20 protein-coding genes are annotated in these 22,422 nt (G+C 45.7%); 5 read left to right on the forward strand and 15 right to left on the reverse strand.

Features of this window, described 5'->3' with window-relative positions; all coding sequences use genetic code 11:
• Nucleotides 1-5: 5 nt before the first annotated feature.
• From pflA to adhE, 3 genes are all read right to left on the reverse strand, one after another.
• Nucleotides 6-758 carry a pyruvate formate-lyase-activating protein gene (gene pflA / locus NZ043_RS30075; RefSeq protein ID WP_091028774.1) on the reverse strand — a complete coding sequence of 251 codons (753 nt, stop codon included), beginning with the start codon at nt 756-758 and terminating at the stop codon, nt 6-8.
• Between the two features lie 89 nt (nt 759-847).
• Nucleotides 848-3,106: a formate C-acetyltransferase gene (pflB, locus tag NZ043_RS30080; RefSeq protein WP_133385430.1), complete on the reverse strand. Its 2,259-nt coding sequence runs from the start codon at nt 3,104-3,106 to the stop codon at nt 848-850.
• Between the two features lie 940 nt (nt 3,107-4,046).
• The gene (adhE, locus tag NZ043_RS30085) at nt 4,047-6,659 is read right to left on the reverse strand and encodes a bifunctional acetaldehyde-CoA/alcohol dehydrogenase (protein WP_074095716.1); all 2,613 of its coding nucleotides are present in this window, start codon (nt 6,657-6,659) and stop codon (nt 4,047-4,049) included.
• Nucleotides 6,660-7,089: 430 nt separating this feature from the next.
• On the opposite strand from adhE, the gene NZ043_RS30090 reads away from it, so the two are divergent.
• A complete protein-coding gene (locus NZ043_RS30090; RefSeq protein WP_076333276.1) occupies nt 7,090-7,806 on the forward strand; it encodes a Crp/Fnr family transcriptional regulator in 717 nt (238 codons plus the stop codon).
• A gap of 87 nt (nt 7,807-7,893) precedes the next feature.
• Here the strand turns inward: NZ043_RS30090 and NZ043_RS30095 are convergent, their stop codons facing one another.
• The 6 genes from NZ043_RS30095 to NZ043_RS30120 form a co-directional block, all read right to left on the reverse strand.
• Nucleotides 7,894-8,607: a hypothetical protein gene (locus NZ043_RS30095; protein ID WP_017687552.1), complete on the reverse strand. Its 714-nt coding sequence runs from the start codon at nt 8,605-8,607 to the stop codon at nt 7,894-7,896.
• A gap of 197 nt (nt 8,608-8,804) precedes the next feature.
• A complete protein-coding gene (locus NZ043_RS30100; RefSeq protein ID WP_091028765.1) occupies nt 8,805-9,536 on the reverse strand; it encodes a hypothetical protein in 732 nt (243 codons plus the stop codon).
• A 191-nt stretch (nt 9,537-9,727) separates the two neighbouring features.
• Nucleotides 9,728-10,024: a helix-turn-helix domain-containing protein gene (locus NZ043_RS30105; RefSeq protein WP_076333333.1), complete on the reverse strand. Its 297-nt coding sequence runs from the start codon at nt 10,022-10,024 to the stop codon at nt 9,728-9,730.
• Nucleotides 10,025-10,355: 331 nt separating this feature from the next.
• Nucleotides 10,356-11,084 (reverse strand): trehalose utilization protein ThuA, encoded by a 729-nt coding sequence (locus NZ043_RS30110; RefSeq protein ID WP_017687549.1) that lies wholly within the window; start codon nt 11,082-11,084, stop codon nt 10,356-10,358.
• A 24-nt stretch (nt 11,085-11,108) separates the two neighbouring features.
• Nucleotides 11,109-12,077, reverse strand: a complete 969-nt coding sequence (locus tag NZ043_RS30115) for a sugar phosphate isomerase/epimerase (RefSeq protein WP_091028762.1) — start codon at nt 12,075-12,077, stop codon at nt 11,109-11,111.
• Nucleotides 12,078-12,278: 201 nt separating this feature from the next.
• Nucleotides 12,279-13,391: a Gfo/Idh/MocA family oxidoreductase gene (locus NZ043_RS30120; protein ID WP_091028759.1), complete on the reverse strand. Its 1,113-nt coding sequence runs from the start codon at nt 13,389-13,391 to the stop codon at nt 12,279-12,281.
• Between the two features lie 190 nt (nt 13,392-13,581).
• On the opposite strand from NZ043_RS30120, the gene NZ043_RS30125 reads away from it, so the two are divergent.
• Entirely contained in the window at nt 13,582-14,400 is an 819-nt protein-coding gene (locus tag NZ043_RS30125) for an AraC family transcriptional regulator (protein WP_133385436.1), read from the forward strand.
• Nucleotides 14,401-14,425: 25 nt separating this feature from the next.
• Here the strand turns inward: NZ043_RS30125 and NZ043_RS30130 are convergent, their stop codons facing one another.
• On the reverse strand, nt 14,426-14,740 hold the full coding sequence (locus NZ043_RS30130) for a hypothetical protein (RefSeq protein ID WP_091028755.1): 315 nt from the start codon (nt 14,738-14,740) through the stop codon (nt 14,426-14,428).
• Between the two features lie 32 nt (nt 14,741-14,772).
• Nucleotides 14,773-15,711, reverse strand: coding sequence for a Gfo/Idh/MocA family oxidoreductase (locus NZ043_RS30135; RefSeq protein ID WP_091028752.1), 939 nt, complete (start codon nt 15,709-15,711; stop codon nt 14,773-14,775).
• A 100-nt stretch (nt 15,712-15,811) separates the two neighbouring features.
• On the opposite strand from NZ043_RS30135, the gene NZ043_RS30140 reads away from it, so the two are divergent.
• Together NZ043_RS30140 and msrA are read left to right on the forward strand one after the other, a co-directional pair.
• Nucleotides 15,812-16,522, forward strand: coding sequence for a VTT domain-containing protein (locus NZ043_RS30140; RefSeq protein WP_339309970.1), 711 nt, complete (start codon nt 15,812-15,814; stop codon nt 16,520-16,522).
• A gap of 180 nt (nt 16,523-16,702) precedes the next feature.
• Nucleotides 16,703-17,665 carry a peptide-methionine (S)-S-oxide reductase MsrA gene (gene msrA, locus NZ043_RS30145; protein ID WP_091028748.1) on the forward strand — a complete coding sequence of 321 codons (963 nt, stop codon included), beginning with the start codon at nt 16,703-16,705 and terminating at the stop codon, nt 17,663-17,665.
• A gap of 105 nt (nt 17,666-17,770) precedes the next feature.
• Here the strand turns inward: msrA and NZ043_RS30150 are convergent, their stop codons facing one another.
• The 3 genes from NZ043_RS30150 to NZ043_RS30160 form a co-directional block, all read right to left on the reverse strand.
• Nucleotides 17,771-19,006: an MFS transporter gene (locus NZ043_RS30150; protein WP_249913449.1), complete on the reverse strand. Its 1,236-nt coding sequence runs from the start codon at nt 19,004-19,006 to the stop codon at nt 17,771-17,773.
• An 82-nt stretch (nt 19,007-19,088) separates the two neighbouring features.
• The gene (locus NZ043_RS30155) at nt 19,089-19,697 is read right to left on the reverse strand and encodes a TetR family transcriptional regulator C-terminal domain-containing protein (protein WP_339309971.1); all 609 of its coding nucleotides are present in this window, start codon (nt 19,695-19,697) and stop codon (nt 19,089-19,091) included.
• 137 nt (nt 19,698-19,834) lie between these two features.
• Nucleotides 19,835-20,635, reverse strand: coding sequence for a lipid II flippase Amj family protein (locus tag NZ043_RS30160; RefSeq protein ID WP_249913447.1), 801 nt, complete (start codon nt 20,633-20,635; stop codon nt 19,835-19,837).
• Between the two features lie 429 nt (nt 20,636-21,064).
• Here NZ043_RS30160 and NZ043_RS30165 point away from each other — a divergent pair, with 429 nt between their 5' ends.
• A complete protein-coding gene (locus NZ043_RS30165) occupies nt 21,065-21,535 on the forward strand; it encodes a DUF2188 domain-containing protein (RefSeq protein WP_249913446.1) in 471 nt (156 codons plus the stop codon).
• A gap of 124 nt (nt 21,536-21,659) precedes the next feature.
• On the opposite strand, the gene NZ043_RS30170 is transcribed toward NZ043_RS30165, so the two are convergent.
• Entirely contained in the window at nt 21,660-22,394 is a 735-nt protein-coding gene (locus NZ043_RS30170; RefSeq protein WP_036614465.1) for a YitT family protein, read from the reverse strand.
• Nucleotides 22,395-22,422: the final 28 nt, after the last annotated feature.

The following is a 22,422-nucleotide window of genomic DNA, read 5'->3' on the forward strand; positions in this document are numbered from 1 at the left end:
TTAGATTACTTACCTGAACAAGCCACACCAGCCGTTTCCTGGCGACCTTGTTCGATCAGGCGATACGCCCGCTCCACTTCTTCTTCACTTGGTGAAGGAACACCATCCAGTGGATATACTTTACCGAGCGCTTCCCATTTGTAAATCCCCATCTGATGGTATGGAAGAATTTCGAACTTCTCAACGCCATTTAATGTCCCAATAAACCGTCCGAGGTTAAGCAGATCCTCTTCCTCGTTATGAATGCCAGGCACATACACGTGGCGTATCCACATTTTCCGGCCCTGCTCCGATAACCACTTGGCCGTTTTCAACGTTCTCTCGTTGGATTTGCCTGTCAACTTGATGTGTTTCTCATCATCAATATGTTTGAGGTCCAGCAGAACCAGGTCTGTGTGATCCAACAGATCGTGAATCCGTTCCGGTTCGTTAAATCCGTTGCTGTCCAGTGTCGTATGCAATCCCCAGCGGCGCTTCACTTCTTTGAAGATTTCCCCTACAAAGTGGGCCTGTAACGTTGGTTCTCCGCCAGATATCGTGAGTCCGCCTCCAGAGCTGCGGTAGTAGGATAGATAAGGCTCAATTTCAGCCAGTACCTCCTCAAGTGTCATTTCTTTTCCACCATCCAGCGCCCATGTATCAGGGTTGTGGCAATACTGACATTTGAGTAGACATCCTTGCATAAAAAGCACAAAGCGGATGCCTGGGCCGTCAACCGTCCCGAAAGTTTCGAGTGAATGAATATGTCCTTTAACCATGCTGCCTCTTCCTTTCTGTATCCGCATCCGCTGTGCGTTTAATATGATTTGGAATGCCTTGCTCTAACGGTCTTCTACTTGCAAATTACTTACATGGAGCCATGGAACGTACGGTTGATGACATCCAACTGTTGTTCACGAGTCAGTTTAATGAAGTTAACCGCATATCCGGATACCCGTACAGTCAGTTGAGGATAGTTTTCCGGGTGATCCATCGCATCAATCAATTGCTGACGATCAAATACGTTAACGTTCAGGTGATGAGCGTTTTGACCGAAGTACCCATCCATCATCGCAGTCAGATTGGATTTACGTGTAGTCTCCTCTTTACCCAATGCTTTTGGCACGATGGAGAAGGTATTGGAAATACCGTCAAGACTGTGTTCATAAGGCAATTTGGCTACAGATCCAAGGGATGCCAGTGCACCTTTTTTGTCACGACCATGCATTGGGTTCGCACCTGGAGCAAATGGTTCACCTGCTTTACGACCATCCGGTGTAGTCCCTGTTTTCTTACCGTATACTACGTTGGATGTGATCGTCAGAACGGATTGTGTTGGCACTGCGTTACGGTAAGCTTTGTGCTTACGAATCATGCCCATGAAGTTCTCAACCAGTTCAACAGCAATGCTGTCTACGCTGTCTTCATTGTTACCGTAACAAGGGAAGTCTCCTTCGATTTCGAAATCAACTGCGATGCCTTGTTCGTTACGAATTGGTTTTACTTTGGCATATTTGATTGCACTCAGTGAATCTGCTGTAACCGAGAGACCGGCGATACCACAAGCCATCGTACGTACAATGTCACGGTCATGTAATGCCATTTCGATACGCTCATAACTGTATTTATCGTGCATGTAGTGAATGACGTTGAGGGTGTTCATATACAGCTTCGCCAGCCACTCCATCATTGGTTTGAAGCGTTTCATAACCTCATTGTAATCCAGCACTTCGCTAGTAATGGCAGGATACTCAGGTCCAACTTGTGCTCCGGATTTCTCGTCACGACCACCGTTGATCGCATACAGGAGAGCTTTTGCCAAGTTGGCACGAGCGCCGAAGAATTGCATTTGTTTCCCGATCTTCATAGCCGACACACAGCATGCAATACCGTAATCGTCACCGTAGATTGGACGCATCAGATCATCATTTTCATACTGAATTGAGCTGGTTTCAATGGATACTTTACTGCAATAATCTTTGAAAGCTTCTGGAAGTTTAGTGGACCATAGTACAGTCAAGTTCGGTTCTGGTGCAGGACCCAAGTTGTGCAGTGTATGCAGGAAACGGAAGCTGTTTTTGGTTACACGTGTTTCACCATTTACAGACATACCCCCGATGGACTCCGTTACCCATGTTGGATCTCCACTGAACAGTTCGTTGTAATCCGGTGTACGCAGGAATTTGACAATCCGCAGTTTCATTACAAAATGGTCAACCAATTCCTGAGCCTGTTCTTCGGACAGAATACCTTCTTGCAGATCACGTTCAATGTAGATATCCAGGAAAGAAGATACACGTCCCAGGGACATCGCAGCACCGTTCTGTTCTTTGATGGCAGCAAGATAACCGAAGTACAACCATTGGAATGCTTCTTTTGCTGTTGTCGCTGGCAAGGAAATATCGAACCCGTGCATATCGCCCAATTGCTTCAATTCTTGCAATGCACGAATCTGCTCAGACAATTCTTCCCGCAGACGAATGACATCTTCATCAATGACATCAACTTCAAGTGCGTTCAATTCGCCTTTTTTGTTACGAATCAGGAAGTCTACCCCGTACAAAGCTACACGACGATAGTCACCGATGATCCGGCCACGGCCATACGCATCTGGAAGACCTGTAATAATCCCTGCTTTACGCGCTGCACGCATATCGGAAGTATAAGCATCGAATACACCTTGGTTATGTGTTTTGCGAATGTTCGTAAATATATCAATGACGCCTTGAGGCAATTCGAAGCCGTATGCTTCACATGCATCAATCATCATCCGGATTCCGCCTGTTGGTTGAATGGAACGTTTGAACGGAGCATCGGTTTGAACGCCGACAATCTGTTCTTTGGATTGATCCAGATAACCGGGTTGGTGAGAAACAATAGTCGCTGGTGTGTTCACATCAACGTCAAGGACACCGCCGTTATCCCGTTCTTTTTTGGTCAGATCAGATACGATATCCCACAATTCTTTGGTATTCTGGGTTGCACCTGCGAGAAATGCTTCATCGCCGTAATACGGAGACAAGTTGTGTGCCAGAAAATCATTCACATCTACGGATTTGGTCCATGTTCCTTTGGTAAAGTTTCTCCAGCCTGTTTGTTGTTTGACATCTTTTTCAATCACCGACATCTTAATCCCTCCACTAATTTGGATTTCTGGACACATAACATCTTGCTTCATTCGTAGCATTGTGTGCCCAGAGCCGCGATTAATGTGAATTGTTTCACATAAACCGGAACATGTTCTCTCTACTTGGGAACCGGAACCGCGGGATGAATGTTTTTCTTACATTTTCAGTATACGACTTGGCACTTTCATCATCTGTGATTTTTGTCACAAAGTTAGTGAACTAACTCACTCCACCTGCGCTTTGTCCCATTGAACCCGGTAAATTCACACTTAGCCACTGCGCGGGCAGAACAACTTCCGATCGCTGTTATCCCCGGATTTTTTCAATTTTATTTTTCAAAGGGGAAAATCCGGGGATAAAGGCGAACGCTTCGCTTCTTCAGTTTTTTCTGCCCTCTCCGTTATTGTGTGAACATCTGGCTCAAACGGCCACATCACGGATTCCGTGTAACCTCTTTAAGAACCTTTGCTCCTCCATGTTCGGAGCAAAACAAAACTTAGAATAAACCCTGAAAAACAGATGCTCGCTCTTCTGTTTTTCTACCCTCTTCGTTCTTGTGTGAACATCTGGCTCAAACAGCCACGTCACGGATTCCGTGTAACCTCTTTAAGAACCATTGCTCCTCTATGCTCGGAGCAAAACTAAACTTAGAATAAATCCTGAAAAACAGATGCTTCGCTCTTCTGTTTTTCTGCCCTCTTCGTTATTGTTTGAACATCTGGCTCAAACAGCCACATCACGGATTCCGTGTAACCTCTCTAGAACCCTTTTGCTCCTCTATGCTCGGAGCAAATCATATCTTAGAATAAATCCTGAAAAACAGATGCTCGCTCTTCTGTTTTTCTGCCCTCTCGTTATTGTGTGAAAGACGGCAATCGGGGCTCCCCTCTCGGGGAACCCTGATCTTCTTGCCGTAAGGCACACTTCGTTCTGAATTTGTTATTCAAACTTTCCGTAGAAAGCGTTGCGGTATACATCAGCCAGTTCAGTTACCAGCGGCAACTTCGGATTGGCAGTTGTACATTGGTCTTCGAAGGCACGGTCAGCCAGATAATCTACATGTGCTTCAAAGTCTTTGGCATCAAATCCGATTTCCTGGAACGATTCTTCAATGCCCAATGTTTTGTTCAGTTTGCGAATCGCATTGATGAGACTGGTTACCCCTTCTTCTGTCGTACGTGCAGGCAATCCCAGAATCCGTGCGATTTCGGCATAACGCTCATCCGCTACAAAGTGCGAATATTTCGGGAACGATGCAAATTTGGTCGGTTTTTTCGCGTTGTAACGAATGACGTGTGGCATCAGAATGGCATTGGTGCGTCCGTGTGCGGTATGGTACTGACCGCCCCATTTGTGCGCCAAGCTGTGGTTAATGCCCAGGAATGCGTTGGCAAACGCCATACCAGCAATTGTGGAAGCATTATGCATTTTCTCACGTGCCAGTTTGTCGCCTTGCAGTGCCGATTGCTCCAGGTATTGGAATACCAGTTGGATTGCTTTGATCGCAAGTCCATCTGTGTAGTCATTTGCCATAACAGACACATATGCTTCAATCGCATGAGTCAGTACGTCCATACCTGTATCTGCAACAGCTGTTCTAGGCAGGGAGTATACGAATTCTGGATCAACAATGGCTACGTCTGGTGTCAGCTCATAGTCGGCCAATGGATATTTGGTGTTACCTTGATTTTTGTCTGTGATAACCGCGAACGATGTCACTTCAGAACCTGTACCGGATGTTGTTGGGATCGCTACAAATTTCGCTTTTACGCCGAGACGTGGATATTTGTAGATCCGTTTGCGGATATCCATGAATTTTTGTTTCAGATCGTTGAAGTCCGTGTCCGGATATTCATAGAACAACCACATAGCTTTGGCAGCATCCATCGGTGATCCACCGCCGAGTGCGATAATGCAGTCCGGTTGGAAGCGGCGCATCATTTCGGTTCCGCGGTCTACCGTTGTTGTCGATGGATCTGGCTCAACATCGGAGAATACTTCGATCGCTACTGGCATTTGGCGTTGACGCAGATAGTGTTCTACCTTTTCAACATATCCAAGTTTCACCATCATGGCATCCGTAATAATCGCCACACGTGTGATATCAGGCATTTTGGCAAGATACTGCGTTGCCCCTTTTTCGAAGTAGACTTTGTTTGGCACTTTGAACCATTGCATATTCACGGTACGGCGAGCCACCCTTTTCACATTGATTAAGTTCACAGCGGTTACGTTTGAAGAAGTCGAGTTACGTCCGTATGATCCGCATCCCAGTGTCAATGACGGCATGTTTGTGTTGTAGATATCCCCGATGGCACCGTGTGTGGATGGCGAGTTCACAATAATCCGTCCGGTTTGCAGACGATCTGCAAATTTGCCGATCACTTCTTCATTTGTGGAGTGGATAACCGAGGAGTGACCCATGCCGCCAAAAGCAACCACTTCTGCTGCACGCTCAATACCCTCTGCTGCCGTTTTAACTTTGTAACAAGCCAGTACCGGACTTAATTTCTCAGCCGACAATGGGAATTTGGTACCTACCCCTTCAATCTCGGCCACGAGAATTTTGGTGCCTGCTGGAACTTCAATACCGCACAATTTCGCAATGCTTACCGCAGATTGACCAACAATCGCCGGGTTCACAGCACATTTCTCGGCATTAATCGCACCTGCTGTCAATTTTGCTGCTTCATCTTTGTTAACAAAGTAACAGCCATTGGCTATCATTTTTTTCTTCACTTGATCGAAGATCGGTTCTTCAATGATGACCGCTTGTTCGGAAGCACAGATCATGCCGTTATCGAAAGATTTGGACAGGATCAAATCCGTCACTGCCTGATTGATATCAGCACTTTTCTCGATAAAGCAAGGAACGTTACCCGGTCCTACGCCCAGTGCAGGTTTACCACAGCTATACGCTGCACGTACCATTCCTGATCCGCCTGTTGCCAGAATGAGAGCCACATCATTGTGATTCATCAGTTCGTTTGTACGATCCATAGAAGGATCATCAATCCACTGAATACAATCCGCTGGTGCACCATGTTTCACAGCCGCTTCCAACAGGATTTTAGCAGCTTCCCGGCTACAATTCTGTGCAGATGGGTGGAAACCAAAGATGATTGGGTTACGCGTCTTGATGGAGATCAGTGCTTTAAACATCGTTGTTGATGTTGGATTCGTAACCGGGGTAATCCCCATAATAATACCGACCGGCTCCGCAATTTTCTGGAAGCTCTCATACTCGTTATCTTCAATCACACCTACGGTTTTGTCATACTTGATGCTGTGGTATACATATTCAGTTGCAAATATATTTTTGGTGATTTTATCCTCATATACTCCGCGGCCTGTTTCTTCTACGGCCATCTTGGCGAGCATCATGTGTTTATCCAGACCCGCAAGCGCCATCGCTTGCACAATCCGGTCAATCTGCTTCTGGTCCATCTTCATGAATGCGGCGTGTGCTTTATTCGCTTTGTCGATTAACGTTTGAATATACTGACCTGCTGTCGGTTCTTTTGCTGGGGCGACTTCGTTCTTTACAGCCATCTCCCTCATCCTCCTAAAGGTTCGTATTAGTTTGTCTCTCTCGTTTACATTCACATCGTAACATGACAATAAACTTAATTATGTGATTTTTTTCACAAAGTATAACAAATTTAATTTAAGTTTTGTAGTGTCCTTCATACGACCATTTTCACTTCCTATTTAAAATATAGGGCTGTAAAATTCATCCTCTCCATTAAAAGTGAATTTTATCACAATGTTTGAAATTTCGTCATTTTTGCCCCCTTTACTTCCCCCTCAAACGGTAAGATTAGGTATATACTGAACTTAAAAATTGAACCACCGCAATTTGTACCGTCCTTCCTCCCGGCCGAGATGACCCTGATCAGGACGGCAACGGTTTGCGGCGAACCTCGGAGGCTACTGCTTACTACAGAAGGTCGTCCGATGGACATAAAGGGGAGATAGACTTATGAGAGAACTAACAACTGTACTGGAAAAGCGCGGTAATACCAACTGTTTCTCGGAAGCAAATTTCAACCATCTGCTGGTTACCATGAAAGATAGAACTTATCCGGAAGGTACACATCTGTACTGGGAAGGCGACATCTCTGACAAACTTTATTATATGAAACGGGGTCGTGCCCAGATCACCAAATCCACGGATGAAGGCAAGGAACTGATCATGTACATGTATCAATCCGGTGATATGATTGGCCAGGCTGATCCCTTCTTTGGCTCTAAACACAGCTTCTCAGCGGAAGTGCTGGAGGATAGTGAGATTGGTGTACTGGAGCATAAAGACTTGGAGATGTTAATCTGCCAGCATTGTGACTTTGCGATCGACTTTATGAAATGGATGGGCATCCACCACCGGTTGACACAGACCAAATTCCGGGATCTCATGTTATATGGCAAACCGGGTGCACTCTGCTCCACCCTCATTCGGTTGTCGAATTCGTATGGTGAGCCTCATGGGGAGCATGTCATTATTCACAAAAAAATCACCCACACGGACCTGTCCAATATGATTGGAGCCACACGTGAAAGTGTAAACCGCATGTTAAGCGATCTGCGTAAGAAAGATGCGATTGAATATGACAATGGCATGATTGTTATCAAAGATCTGAAGATGCTGCAAGGGATCTGTCACTGTGAACTTTGCCCGAACGAGATCTGTCGTATTTAATATTTGAATATGTTAATCGGATATTGCTTATATATTATAATGAAAAAAGCCCAGTTCTCTAAAAAGAGATTGGGCTTCTTGGTATACTTAGGATGCATTGGTCAATTCAAGCTTTACCGCATCACGTGGATTCAATTTCATGTCCAGACCATTTTCCATTAATTCTTTGTCATTCACCATAATGACCCACCGCTCATTCATACGAGGTGTGACATTCTCGACCGAAACGACAAATTTGTTATTCTCCGACATTCTTACAATGCCGCTGGACTTCAACACATCACGAACTGTGCACTCTTGAACGTAGACGCCGGCATATTGACGATTAAGGGTTGGCATAATGTTTCCACCGCTAACCTTGAGTAACGTTGTCTGATATGCAACGCCATCTCCCCCACTGTCAGCGGCTTTCACGTAAATGATCACTTCATCTTTGGCATGAAGTTCCATGTCCCAATCTTCCTGCTCAATATCCTTGCCATTTAATTTGACAGCCCAGCTAAGCGAAGAATCCAGAGAAACTTCACCGACGGATTGAATCCGTTTGCCATCTGCCGTAAAATCAACCAGTCCGCTATTGAGTAATGCTTTTTTGAGTGTCAATCCCTCACTAAAATCTCGCTTAATGGACTTTGTTGCATCAGGCAAAAACGTACTGCCATCTACAGCCACTGTGATCGTATTCGCTGTTTCTGTCTCCTTGACAATTGGCTGCTCAGAAGGCTGTGTCTCACTACAACCAGCCAAGATCGCCAGTAGGAGCAAACATACACCTATGTAACCGGGGATTTTCTTCATCATGTAGGTAACACCACCCTGCGTAAAATCATTCACCCTGTTGTCCATAACCTCTATTATGGCACAACTTTCGGCAAAAAAAAGTGTCAAAGCCGTTACTTTTATAGGGTGTCCCCTCCAAATAGGGCTTGTACAAGAAAGAGAGCCTGCACACAGGCTCTCCACTCTAATTCATTTTTATGTTCGAATTGGTTACGTTATCACTGGACACTAGCCTGCATATATGTCCGTCCTCCATCGCCATCTTTCAGATATGGATTAAGCCCGAAGAACTGCTCCTCAGATACATATACACCTGTCAGCAATCGACCTTCAAGTAATCCACCATCCACCTGTACACAACATGAAGGTGCGTCTACATACTCCTGATATAGCGGAATCTGCCCATATTGTTGATGGACCTTGAATACCTTGCCTTGCTCGTGCAAAGGCCGTTCCGAGAAATAGGTAGGCACAATATAACGGGCAATGACATCCAGTTCCTGCACGCTATAAAAGGGTTCATCCCCAAGCCATGGTGCAAACATTCGAATCTTCTCATATTGAGACCAGACAACCGCCTGAATCAGCATTTCTGCCTGAACCAACCGACCTTCTCCCACATCCAGAACCAACCGCTCACCATGGATGGTATCTTCCATCTGAGAAGTCTTTGAATCAGGTTGTCCCAGCTCACATCCGATACACTTCCAGCCCCTGGACGTTTGAATCCATTTTTGCAGCACCGCCGGAGCTAATCTCGGACCATCGCTGTTCACAGAATGCGTATTCACTTCGGCAAGATCATCCATAACCGAACGGGAATATGCTGTGCGCTTAAACAACTCCGCAGCTTTTTTGTAAATCAGATGTACCTGAATGGATGCGCTCTCAAGTTCTGCAATATCTTTTTTGCCGTAGCGTACTTCACGGGATAAGCTTTCTTCTCTCATGACAAGTGGGCCTCCTTCGCTCCGGCCGTCTGTGGCCATTTTCTATAGATTATACTACAACTCATGACAACATGTGCATAGCCCAAGAGAAAAACGCCGATCCACGTTATACTTAAGACAAAAACCCCTGATTTCCACAGAAATCAGGAGTCTATGTCATTCATGCAACGAAAGTGGGTGATGCTTATACGTTAGTCAACCCACTTCTCAGCCCAGTCTTGAATTTGATTCATGACAGGCTGGAGCGCTCTACCTTTATCCGTCAGTTCATATTCAATACGAACCGGCGTCTCGGGATAGACGTGACGAACCAGAATACCTTCACTCTCCAGATCTTTCATCCGTTCGGATAACATCTTATCACTCATGGATGGGATCAGATTGGAGATATCCTTGAATCGCTTCGAACCACTCATCAATGTTTGAATAATTAAACCATTCCAGCGCTTGCCCAAAAAAGAAAACGCCGTTTCAAAACGCGGACACATCCGCAAGTCTTGACCTTCCACATTAATCACCTCTTTAGAGATCACTCAAATCAACTTACATTTTGTTAGTATATTTCATAATAACATATTTAAGCTTCAAAGAAAACGCCTGCAACTAAAAAGTTTAAATTTTAGAAGCATAACATCCAAAATGGATCATACATCCCAGTATACATTACACGCTGCGTCGTAACCATGGGAAATATCGTATAACTTCCCCATAGTACTATCTTACCCAAAAAGAACCCAACTGCCACAGTCATCATTGACTCGGAGAAGGGTTCTTTTTGAATAAAACTTATAATTTCCATTTCACGATTGAGTTAGTGAATTAAACCAGCACGCCACCAAATGGTCTTACAGGTTCACTCTTGCCAAATTCCGGCTTAAAGCTGCGGGCAGGATATGCCCATTTCACAGCGTTGCTGATCACTCTTAATATTTCCGGCTTGTAATAGGTCGGATACGTCTCATGACCTGGTCGGAAATAAAAGATTTTACCTTCACCACGCCGGAACGTGCATCCACTCCGGAATACTTCTCCACCCTGGAAGTTGCTTACAAACACCAGTTCATCCGGTACTGGAATATCGAAGAATTCGCCGTACATCTCTTCTTTTTCCAATACAATCTTGCCTTCTATGCCATCCGCAATCGGATGAGATGGGTTAACACACCATACAATTTCCTGCTCGTCAGCTACACGCCATTTCAGATCGCAGCTTGTTCCCATCAGCGCTTTGAATGGTTTGGAGAAATGACCTGAATGGAGCACAATCATTCCCATCCCGTTCAGCACTCGCTGCGCAACCTTCTGTGAGATCTCATCGCTTACGCGATCATGTGCCATATGTCCCCACCATATGAGCACATCTGTGGAATTCAGCACTTCATCACTTAATCCGTGTTCAGGCTGATCCAGTGTAGCTGTACGAATAGCAAAGCCTTCGCCGCCAAGTCCGTCAGCCAGTGCTCGATGCAGACCATCCGGGTAGACTTCCCTTACTTCATCGTGAATTTTCTCATGGACAAATTCATTCCAAATGGTGACGTTGATCATATTCAATTTCCCCCTAGTGTAGCTCTAAACCCACCACATATCGCCCAGCGGTTCTTCAATCAATACTTGCTGGAGATTTTGCACGGCTTTAGAGAATCCTTCTTCAACCGACATCAGACCGTCTTCGTGCTCAATACTTACTACATAATCATATCCGACCAGACGCAAGGCACTTATAATATCTGCCCAAGTCTTGTTATCATGTCCATAACCAACCGAGCGGAACTGCCAAGCCCGATCCAGCATATTGGTATAGTCCTGCATATCCGTTACACCGTGTTTGTTCACGTTTACCGGATCAATCGTTGTATCTTTTGCATGGAAGTGATGGATGGCTCCTTCACGTCCCAAGATGTGAATTGCCTGAACCGGATCAATACCTTGCCACCACATGTGACTTGGGTCCAGATTGGCTCCAATCACTTCACCTGCTGCTTCACGCAGTCTCAGCAACGTTGCTGGAGTATGAACGGAGAATCCACCGTGCAGCTCCAATCCAACTTTTACGTTACGATCTGCTGCAAATTTACCCCACTCTGTCCAGTAAGGGATAACTTTGTTCTCCCACTGCCACTTCAGGATTTCTTGGAAGTCATTTGGCCATGGTGCAACAGGCCAGTTCGGATATTTGGCATCCTCATGATCTCCCGGACAACCGGAGAATGTATTCACTACAGGTACTTCCAGCTTCTCAGCCAGTTCTACCGTTTTAACAAAATCATCGTGGAATCCTTTGGCAATATCCTTTTGCGGATGTAGCGGGTTACCGTGACAGCTGAGTGCGCTGATCGTCAAACCACGTGATTCCACTGCATTTTTGAAGTTTTTCAATGCTGTAGGATTGCTTAACAACTCATCTGGCTTACAATGTGCATTGCCTGGATGTCCGCCTGTTCCGATCTCTACTGCTTTTAATCCCTTGGATGCTACATAATCAAGAGCATCCTCCAATTTACGTCCTCCGAATAGTACCAAAAATACGCCGAGTTTCAAGTGCGATTCCTCCCTGGATTAGATATCGTATGATTGCTGAATTCATGAATATTGAACTGTATACAATTACCGTTCAGATCACATGCCTGTTTGATTAGTGTGGAAAATCGAGAGTGTTTCTATCCTGAAATTGAACGTAAGAATACTGGTTATTCTGCTTCACTCGCAAGAGCATCAAGCTTCGAACACTTTTTACTCAGACTAGTGGGATTCCACGGTTTCAATCTCAGTTTGAACTGTACGAGTTACTGCAAAAGAATCATAGCTGCTCTCCAGATGTACGTGCTTGCCTTCAAGTGAAGAACGCTGGAATGAATGCATGGCTTCCAGTACGTGATAAGCAAGCTTGCCACTGGCCTTGTGTTCCCGTCCGGCACGAATGGATTCAACCATTTCCGTTACGCCGATGCCTCGTTCGTTTTGTCCACTTTCGAAGACTGGTTTGACCGTCTCCCAAGTGTCTTGACCGTATCTGCGCACCTTCACTTCCCCATTAAAATAATTGGGGTCCGGTACACTAAGCGTACCTTCTGTACCATAGATTTCAATACGTGGCAGATCCGAAGCTCCCCGAATATCGAAACTGGTAATCATGGTTGCAATGGCACCTTCTGCGAAATCAATCGTTCCTGCCAAGTGGGTAGGCGTCTCTACTTGAAGCGCTGTACCTTCCTTCGGTCCGGAGCCAATCTTGCGATCTGCAATCTGTATGCCTGCCGAGGCGCTGATTCTGCGTATCGGTCCAAGCAACGTAATCAGAGCGGTCAGATAGTAAGGTCCCATATCAAACATCGGTCCGCCACCTGCAACATAAAAGAACTCCGGATTAGGATGCCAAGCTTCTGGTCCTCCACCCATGAAAAATGAAGTCGCTGCAACCGGCTTGCCAATCAGCCCATCTTCAATGGCCTTACGAGCTGTCTGTATGCCTGAACCAAGGAAGGTGTCCGGTGCAGAACCAACATACAATCCCTTTTCCTCAGCCAGCTCAACAACCTTGCGACCATCCTCAAGAGAAATTGCCAGCGGCTTCTCGGCATACACATGTTTGCCTGCTTCGAGTGCAGCCAGATCGGTCATGGCGTGACTTCCAGGAACCGTAAGGTTCAACACAAGTTCAATTTCGTTATTTTGCAGCAACTCATCTACATTGTAAACGTTTGCGATATTAAATTCATCTGCCCGTTCCTGAGCGCGTTCACGAATCAAATCCGCAACAGCCACGACTTCAATAACCGGGTTGTTTTTGAGATTTTCCAAGTAGATGGCGCTGATGTTACCACACCCGATGATGCCTGCTTTCATTTTCTCCACTGTGACGTTCATCTCCTTACGCATGGTGAAAATCTGCGTTTGAATGGTTGAGATACATATGTTTTGTTGGATGTTTCCTGTTCCTTAAATCTAATACTATGGTATTCCGTTTCAGCTTGAATTAAAATGAATAATATGATTGAAACATGAACTATCTGGTCATAATTTTCAAATTGCAAGGAGTATGCCCATGCCGACAGATTCTTCCTGCCAAGTTCTTACAGCAGGCTTTTCATTTCATCGTAAACCCTACGCTATGGTGCAGCCTGAAGGGGTGAAGAACTACCTGTTAAGACTGCAAACAGACGGACGTTGCCGCGCACGCATAGACGGAGACATGTCCCTGGTGGATGCGGGCGATCTGCTTCTTTTTGATCCTGACGAGCCTTATGAGCTGAGAATAGACAATGAAACCAATCCGATGGGAGAACGACTGGTGGAGAGTGGCGACTATCACATCTTCTTCAATGGTTCCTGGGTGGATGAGTGGTGGAAACGTCACAAACGGCCGACCCGAATTAAAGTCGAACTGACGGAAAGCCTCTTGGTCCTGTTTCGACAGCTCGTACTGGAGCAGCGCCGCATCTCCAATCCTTATCCGGAAATTTCAAGTTATTATATGCGAATTTTATGTCTCGAAGTGGATCGTCTGCTCGCGGAGCATCCAACGATAACCAATACCAATTACGTGGCTTATGAGATCAAGAATTATATTGAAGAAAACGCTTCCTCTTTATTCAAGCTCGATGATGTGGCAACACATATTGGTATCAGTGTCTCACGGGGTGTTCATCTCTTCAAAGAAGCGTTTGGCAAAAGCATCATGCAATACACGCTTGACGTAAGGCTGAACATGGCGAGGGAACGGATTATTTTCAGTCCAATGACTCTGGAGCAAGTGTCTGAGTCTTCCGGCTTTAACAACTATACCTATTTCCATCGGGTATTCCGTTCCCGGTTCGGCATGTCCCCGAAGGAATTCCGCGTCATTCACCGGGAACAGATGTAATCATACCAGTATACGTAAGTTGAACTTATTTGCGCGCGGCTATGGCCTCGGATACAACCATCGCCAGATCTTCATTGCCAAACATGGACAACACGCCAAGTACCGTATCATCCGGGATCTCACCGGCTTCCTCCTTGGATACAATCAGCTTCTGCACCTGCTGCAAACGCTCGTTGCTCTGCTGATTCGGGTAGGCTTGCCGGTACATCTCTTCCGGGTCCAAACCATTATTGACACACCACTGGGCAAATACGAGGATCATCATCTCTTCTTCCTGTTTATAAGTTTCAATAACGGCTTCCTCGATCTGTTTATTACGTTCCTTTTCATATTCATCCATGACTTGTATTCCTCCGTATGTGTATTCTGCAATTATTTGCGAATCAATTGTTCAGCCAGTTCATGACTGTCCATGACGTGACTTGCACTGATCAGGCAATCATCAGGTGAGTCCAGACAAGCCAGGAAATTGTCAACTGCTCCGCTAAAACCTCTGCGTGCTAACACGGTGTCCCAGCTCCCGAACGTTTCTTTGGTTTCCAGACTCCCCTGTTCCATGCAGCTGATCGTGTCCATGTTCACCACTTCAACAGATCGTCCACCACCATGCAATTCGATCTTCTCCAGATCTGCCCCAGCTTCACGCACCATATCGAATCGACCGTAGGCTGTTCTGCCCAGCTTGGCCGTTCCAGTTGCATGCAGCAGTCTGTCCAGATCATTCTTCCGAATCCATTGATGAAGCAACTCCACATTATGATCCGAGTACCACAACATCAGATCCAGCATATGGATGAGATCATCATAGATGGTTTCTGCCGCAGGGCGATCCTGAATGCCTGTACGATGTTTGGTCACTGTCAGGGACTCGAAGCCTTCTCCACCCTGCATCCATTCTTTCGCTTTTTGGTACATCGGTGCGAATCTGCGGTTGAAGCCCACTGCCAGTAGCAGCCCTTGTGCCTCGGCAAAAGCAGTCATCTCTTCCGACTCGCGAATCGTATAGGATAACGGCTTGTCTACGTACACGGCTAATCCCTGTTCCAGACATTGCATGACAATGTCAAAGTGTGCTTCCGTTGCTGTATGTACAAACACGGCATCCAGATCCCAGGACAACAGTTCTTTCAGATCCGTTGTTCCCCGTTCTAATCGATACGCCTCCTGAACGGCTTTGACCGGCTCCGGAGATCGGTTCATAATGCCTACAATCTCCACGTTCGGATGAGCTGTTAACAGCGGCAAATATACTTTACGTGCAATATCGCCCAGGCCGATAATTGCAACTCGTTTACGTTGGGTTGTTTCCATGATGATCATTCCACCTTCAGTTCGGTTCTATATTTCCACGTCCTATAGTGTAACCCTTCGGACAGCAACTTGCCAGTGATTGCAGCAGACTTCGCTCGAATTGTTCAGACAATGGGCGAACGTGGTAAACTTAGGAGGAACAGCAGTACAGATCGGGATACGACTAGACCTGCCTGATCTGAAAGGAGCGTTTGGGATTTTGCGAAAATGGTTATGGCTTCTGTTATATGTTTTACTTGCAGGAGTCACGTTTATTTACAGATATGAACTGCTGGCCTGGACCGATCTTCATCAGTCCATCCCGCTGTTACTCGCCATGGCAACATTGTTTGCTCTTGTGCCAGTGATTCCTTATAAGTTTGTTATTATCGCCTTTGGTTACAGTTACGGTACTACCACGGCAGCCTGGATATGCTGGCTTGGCACCACACTTGCAGCCATGCTCGTTTATGGCGGAGCAAGAACCATTTTCAGACATCAGGCGAGATCGTACCTCGAACGCATTCGGGGTCTGAACCGTTTTACCACATGGATGGAAGCACATCCGTTCATGGGCGTCATGTCGATGCGACTGTTACCGATCGTGCCTCAGATGGCCGTTAATATCTACGCAGGTATAACGTACACGCCATTCTGGGTCTTCATGGTTGCCACGGCCATTGGGAAAATGCCAGCGATTTTTGTATTTGCCTATGCAGGTGCACAAGCTGAAACCTCAATCTGGCTGAGCCTGGCGATCCTTGCCGGATATCTGGTGTTCATGGCCATTGTATTGCTCTTATTTCGCTTTCGGTCACGCAACAAAGCCTGAATTCAGAATTCGCAAACCGTTCAGATTCAGCTTGTTTTCATTCCGGCTTGGTTGGCTTGCCAATTCAGGATATAATAGAAGAGCAAGCCTAATGCTTGTGTAACAAGTTTAATAAAACGGTAGATTGCTGGAGCTCGAACACGAGCGCTAAATCTTCATCAGAAATGGAGTGACTATAGCATGGAACAACATTCAAGTGAGTTAGCAACTTTTGCAGGCGGATGCTTCTGGTGTATGGTATCCCCCTTTGAAGAACTGCCCGGTATTCATAAGATCGTATCGGGTTATACAGGAGGACATACCGAGAATCCAACATATGAAGAGGTCTGCTCGGAGACAACAGGACATGTAGAGGCTGTACAAATTACGTTCGACCCTGCCATCTTCCCTTATAAGAAACTGGTTGAACTGTTCTGGCAGCAGATTGATCCTACGGATACAGGCGGACAATTCCATGACCGTGGATCTTCCTATCAGACGGCCATCTTCTATCACAGCGAAGAACAGCGCCAGATTGCGGAAGCTTCCAAAGCGGAGCTGGGACAAAGTGGACGTTTTGACAAACCAATCTTCACTCCGATCTTGCCAGCGAAACCGTTCTATGAAGCGGAAGAACATCACCAAAATTATCACCGGAAGAACCCTGCGCACTATAAACGCTACAGCAAAGGTTCTGGACGCGTAGACTTTATCGAACGCAACTGGTCCGGTAACGTGGATAAAGACGGGCTAAAAGAGCGTTTGACGCCGCTTCAATATGAAGTTACGCAGAACAGCGCGACCGAGCCTGCATTCCATAACGAATTCTGGGATCACCACGGTGATGGTATCTATGTGGACATCGTATCTGGCGAGCCATTGTTCAGTTCTACCGACAAATACGATTCCGGCTGCGGCTGGCCGAGCTTCACACGTCCATTACGTGACCACAACGTGAAGGAAAAAACCGATCTCAGCCATTTCATGATTCGTACCGAAGTGAGAAGTCGTGAGGGTGATTCCCATCTGGGTCACCTCTTCAACGATGGTCCTGCCGAAGCAGGTGGAATGCGTTATTGCATCAACTCTGCGGCACTTCGTTTTGTACCCAAAGAAGACTTGCAAAAAGAAGGATACGGTGAGTACGCCGTCCTTTTTCAATAAGTTATAATACAGATACAAAAAGAGCAGTGGGATGATCCCGCTGCTTTTTTTGTTGTACATTTTTGTTTTTAATAGACGAACTATTGTTACACGAGAATGCATGGATTAGGTTTGGCTCGAAGAGATTTCCGAATTCAATTGGCTGGCAGAAGCCGTCTGATGATTGTGAAATTGAATTCGCATCGCTGGAACAATACCCAGCATCATCACGGTAACCGAAATTGCGTAGACGATATAAATGGATGTGCTGTTCATCAGTACACCTGCCATGGAAGATCCAAGAAGCATGCTTCCTATGAATAGAGGTGTGATGGTGCCATTCACCCTCCCGATCAAGTGCTCATCTATCCGGGTGACCAAATACGTAGAGATGATAACGTTGATAAATGCCAAACTGATTGAACTCAAAAAGCTGATGACAAGAGTCAGCCAGAACCAACTGGATAACACTTCCCCCATCGTGGCTACAGCCAGACACAGCACACCTACGATTAGAGTTAAAGTCTGATTCAACTTGCCACTTACAGCAGCCGCAATACCTCCTCCAATCAATAAACCTATTCCAGATGCACCTGACAAAAACTGTAACGACGTTGCTTCAAGTCCCAGACGTTCGGTGATCAGAAATATTCCAAGTGGGCTGATGAGACCTGCAGAAAGCCCTATACAGATGAATACCAGACTAAGCATTTTCAACGAGCGAGATCGAGCAACATATTGCCAGCCCTCTTTGATATCCGCTAGTAATGAGGTATTTGTTTCCCGCTGAGTGGCGTCTTTAGGCAGAAATGTGAGTAGAAGCGCAGAGATGAGGAATAGAATGAGTAATGCGTACATGGATGCCTGAATTCCCATTGCAGTGTAGATAAAGGTTCCGACGATTGGTCCGAGAATTAAAAACAACGATTGACCACTCTGTGTAATAGCAATTGCAGACTGCAAATGTTCTCCCTTTACATTTCGCCTCACAATCTTTAGAGAAGATGGTTGAGAAAACTGGCTAACGATAGACGATACAAACGTGGCTACGTATAGAATCTGCCAATACCCGGAAGATAAAACGCCAATAATCATGACAATAGACAACGCACTCAGAATATCCCCCAGTATCATCGTACGTTTGGGATTCCAGCGATCAGCAAGTGCACCGCCTATAATGGAGAAAACAAAAATCGGGGCATATTCAAGTACGGTAATCAGCGAGACGGCTATTGGACTTCCCTGAGTTCGATCCATCACATAATAGAGGATCGCCATATTTCGGATCCATATCGCCAGATTTTGCAGCAGATCAGACCCTGTCACGATTAAAAAAGCTTTATTCCTGAACAATGTGTTCATTCTCCATCTCCTCTTTTAAACCGACTGTCCGGTTTATTAATATTTAAAAAGAAAAACTGACTGTTACATCAGCTTTTCATGGTTAACGTTGTTGAATGCCTGCCAGCAGACCGGTTATGCCTTTGTGGTAAATACGACGAATATCCGTCAGGTCCTTCTCGTAATAGAGTGTGGTCAATCCGCTAAACAGACCGTAGATAATATGCATTACATCCTGTGGGTCATCCTGTTTTAATTCCCCATCCTCCATGCCTTTAGTAATAATGGACTCATATGTCGCATACGGAATACGGATCAGGGAAAGCATCTCATCAAGCATCTCCTGGCTGACGACCTGACCCGAGACAAACTCGTTAATGGCATGATTCAGCGGGTTAGCCAAATCATCCACGTAATGGTCAGCAAGTCCGTACAGTTTGTCTATGGCAGTCTTATACCCGGATTCTTTGTCCAGCCAAGCATCCATCCAATCTTCATTGTTAAGCTTGATCAGATACATGAATAACTCTTCTTTGCTTTTGAAATGATAATAGATGCTGCCTTTACTCCGATTGTTAATCGTACATATGTCTTCCATGGAAGTTGCACTATATCCCTTTTGGGCAAACAGTTCCTTGGTATTACGTGCAATGTCTTTCTTTATCTGGGTAACATCTTTTCTTCGTTTGACTTCGATTGGAAAAACCTCCATAAATTAAACCGACTATTCGGTCTAATAGTATCACAGCTAAAATCCCCCCGTCAATTCAAAGTGCACAGGCACCCTCTCATTCGCTACTTCAGAAGATGTACAAGAGAGTGCCTGGCTACAATTCAGGAAAGAAGTCGTCACATCATACTTACAATCCAACCAATCCAATACGCAAATGGAATCAATAACAACTGTGCCAACAGTGTACCGAATAGACGGGACACGAGCATGCAGCCATAAATCTGATTCATGCGATCCAAACGGATCTCACCACGTAATGATTTGTCACTGAGCAGGGAAATCCGCGGATCAATCAGGATGGTTAGCAAAATAGTCGCTATTCCGTTAATTAGCCCGGTTGATTGGGATGCAGCTACAGCCTGCCCTGGGTAAAGATACGCTGCGTACAAGCTGGACAGGACACCTGTGGTATAGATTGCGGTTACCGCTACATTCAGCAGCATTAACCTTCTTGGCATCCCATGTTGTACCAATCGTTTGGCCATCTTCCAGGATGGCGGGGTGATGTAATACGTTGCATTTCTAATCTTGCTTCGCTTCAGCATACCGCGAACCATCGCAGGGATGGAACCGGCTGCTTCAAAATGCACAACCATTCTCGATGAGAGCTTCACCATGGTTGGGAAACACAATATGGCTAATGCTGTTCCTATCGTCGCCGCACCCATTAACCAGTGCAGCTGCGCCGCAAAGTGTGGATTGGCTCCACGTGTTGCAGTATCCACTAGATTACCTACCATTGGACCCTGGGCCATATTCGAGGTTCGAGAAACCAACAGCAAGATACCTGCCAAAGAAATGGCTAGCGCGATTCTGCGAGTGCGTAAACCACCAAGGCGGAGCGCGTATGACAAGCTGTCTGCGGCATGAATCAGCATGGTGAACAGCATAGGGATTGCCAGGCTAAGACTAAACATATGTGTATGTACTCCTTTATCTTCCTTTTGTTGAACTTATTTCTTACATGGACAGCATTATACTCCTCTGGCTTGCAAAAGTATAGGAACGAGGTCCTTTTATATAAGTTGAAATAAAGAATGTTTACACTGGACACTCCGATGACAGAACAACCTTCCGATCGCTGTTATCCCCAGATTTTCTGATTTCTTTTAGAAAGGGGTAAATCAGGGGATAAAAGCGAGTTTATGCTTACGAAGTAGCTTTCCACAGAAATCTCTTAGCTCCTCTTCTTCAGGTTCTTTCTGTCCTCTCCGTTTTGTGTAAATGTTTATTTCAATTTATATAGATCATCGGTAAATGCACTTACGACCTCGGCTGTTTATCGTTTATCCCTCCCCTCACAGGGTAATATACAACTAATCCATCATTGTACAGGAGGGGTTCATATGCCTTGGAACAAACAGGATTATCCGGTATCCATGAAGAACCTGGAACCACGTGTCAGACACAAAGCAATTGAGATTGCCAATGCTCTGCTCGATGACGGGTATGAGGAAGGGCGTTCGATTGCAATAGCGACAGCGAAGGCGGAAGAATGGGATGAAAATCATCCCGTGCCGAAAGGTTCGAGATCGGACTCCACATCTTCTTCCGATAATTCGGACCACAAAAAGTCACATTCCACGGATCGTCGTCATTCGGAGCCCGTTTCTTCGTCCAAAAGTCATGATAACATCCATGTAGTACCTACCGACTCCGGTTGGGCGATCAAGGAAGAAGGAAAGTCTACCTATCTGTCCACATTTGATACTAAGGCAGAAGCTGTAGATAAGGCCAAAGAACTGAGTAGCAAACAAAATATTCGAGCGATTATCCATAATCAGGATGGTCAGATCGCCTCATCGATCAAGCCCTGAATGAATCGGAAAACAATAAAATCCCTTTTGCTGCTGAAGAGCAGCCAAAAGGGATTTTATAGAACGTTAACTATCAAGACCTGAATATGATGCATACAGGTTATGGTTGTTCTGAAACGTATGGTTAATTGGATACCCCTCTAGCCACCGTAGTCCGTTGTGAAATAGCAGCAGCGTTAACTGCCTTGGCTGCAGCCGATGGCATCGGCAATTTCACAGCCGAAGTTGTAACCACGGTTCCGCGAGCCGGAACACTAACGACGTACGTGATGACTTTACTGGCAATCCATACGGCCAGAATCGTATATAAAGTTTCTTTTACCGGAAGAAAGAAAAGCGACAATCCCAATACAAAAGCATCGCTGACAAAGAAAACTGTTCCCAGCTTCCATCCCTTCCAGCGGCTAACCAGTACGGCAAGAATATCGTCTCCGCCTGTCGCTCCACCGAATCGAAGCACGATCCCAGCGCCTACCCCTGTCAATATACCGGATAGAACTGCCGGAATCCACAGATTTCCGTTAAACGACAATACCAGTGTGGAGTATCGTTCAAAGCCGTCATAGAATAGGGAAAATGCACCGACGCCAAGCAATGCCTGAATCATGAATTTCCAGCCTTTGAGGAACCAAGCCAGGATCATGACCGGAATGTCCAGTAACAACATACCGATAGCAGGTGATAAGCCTGTTGCGTATTTTCCGAGCAGGGCCAGACCAACAAATCCGCCCTCCGATAAATGATTCTGAAAGTTAATGTGATAATAAGCAAAAGCTAAAATAAATGTACCGAGCAGCATAATGGCGAATTTGATCGCCTCTGTTTTAACGTGTTGTAAGGTTAACGATGTTCTCTTCATTCAGGTTCCCTCGCAGTTTGTAGGTTGG

Origin of the sequence: Paenibacillus sp. FSL k6-2145, from assembly GCF_037976585.1 — a bacterium.
Classification (GTDB): Bacteria; Bacillota; Bacilli; order Paenibacillales; family Paenibacillaceae; genus Paenibacillus.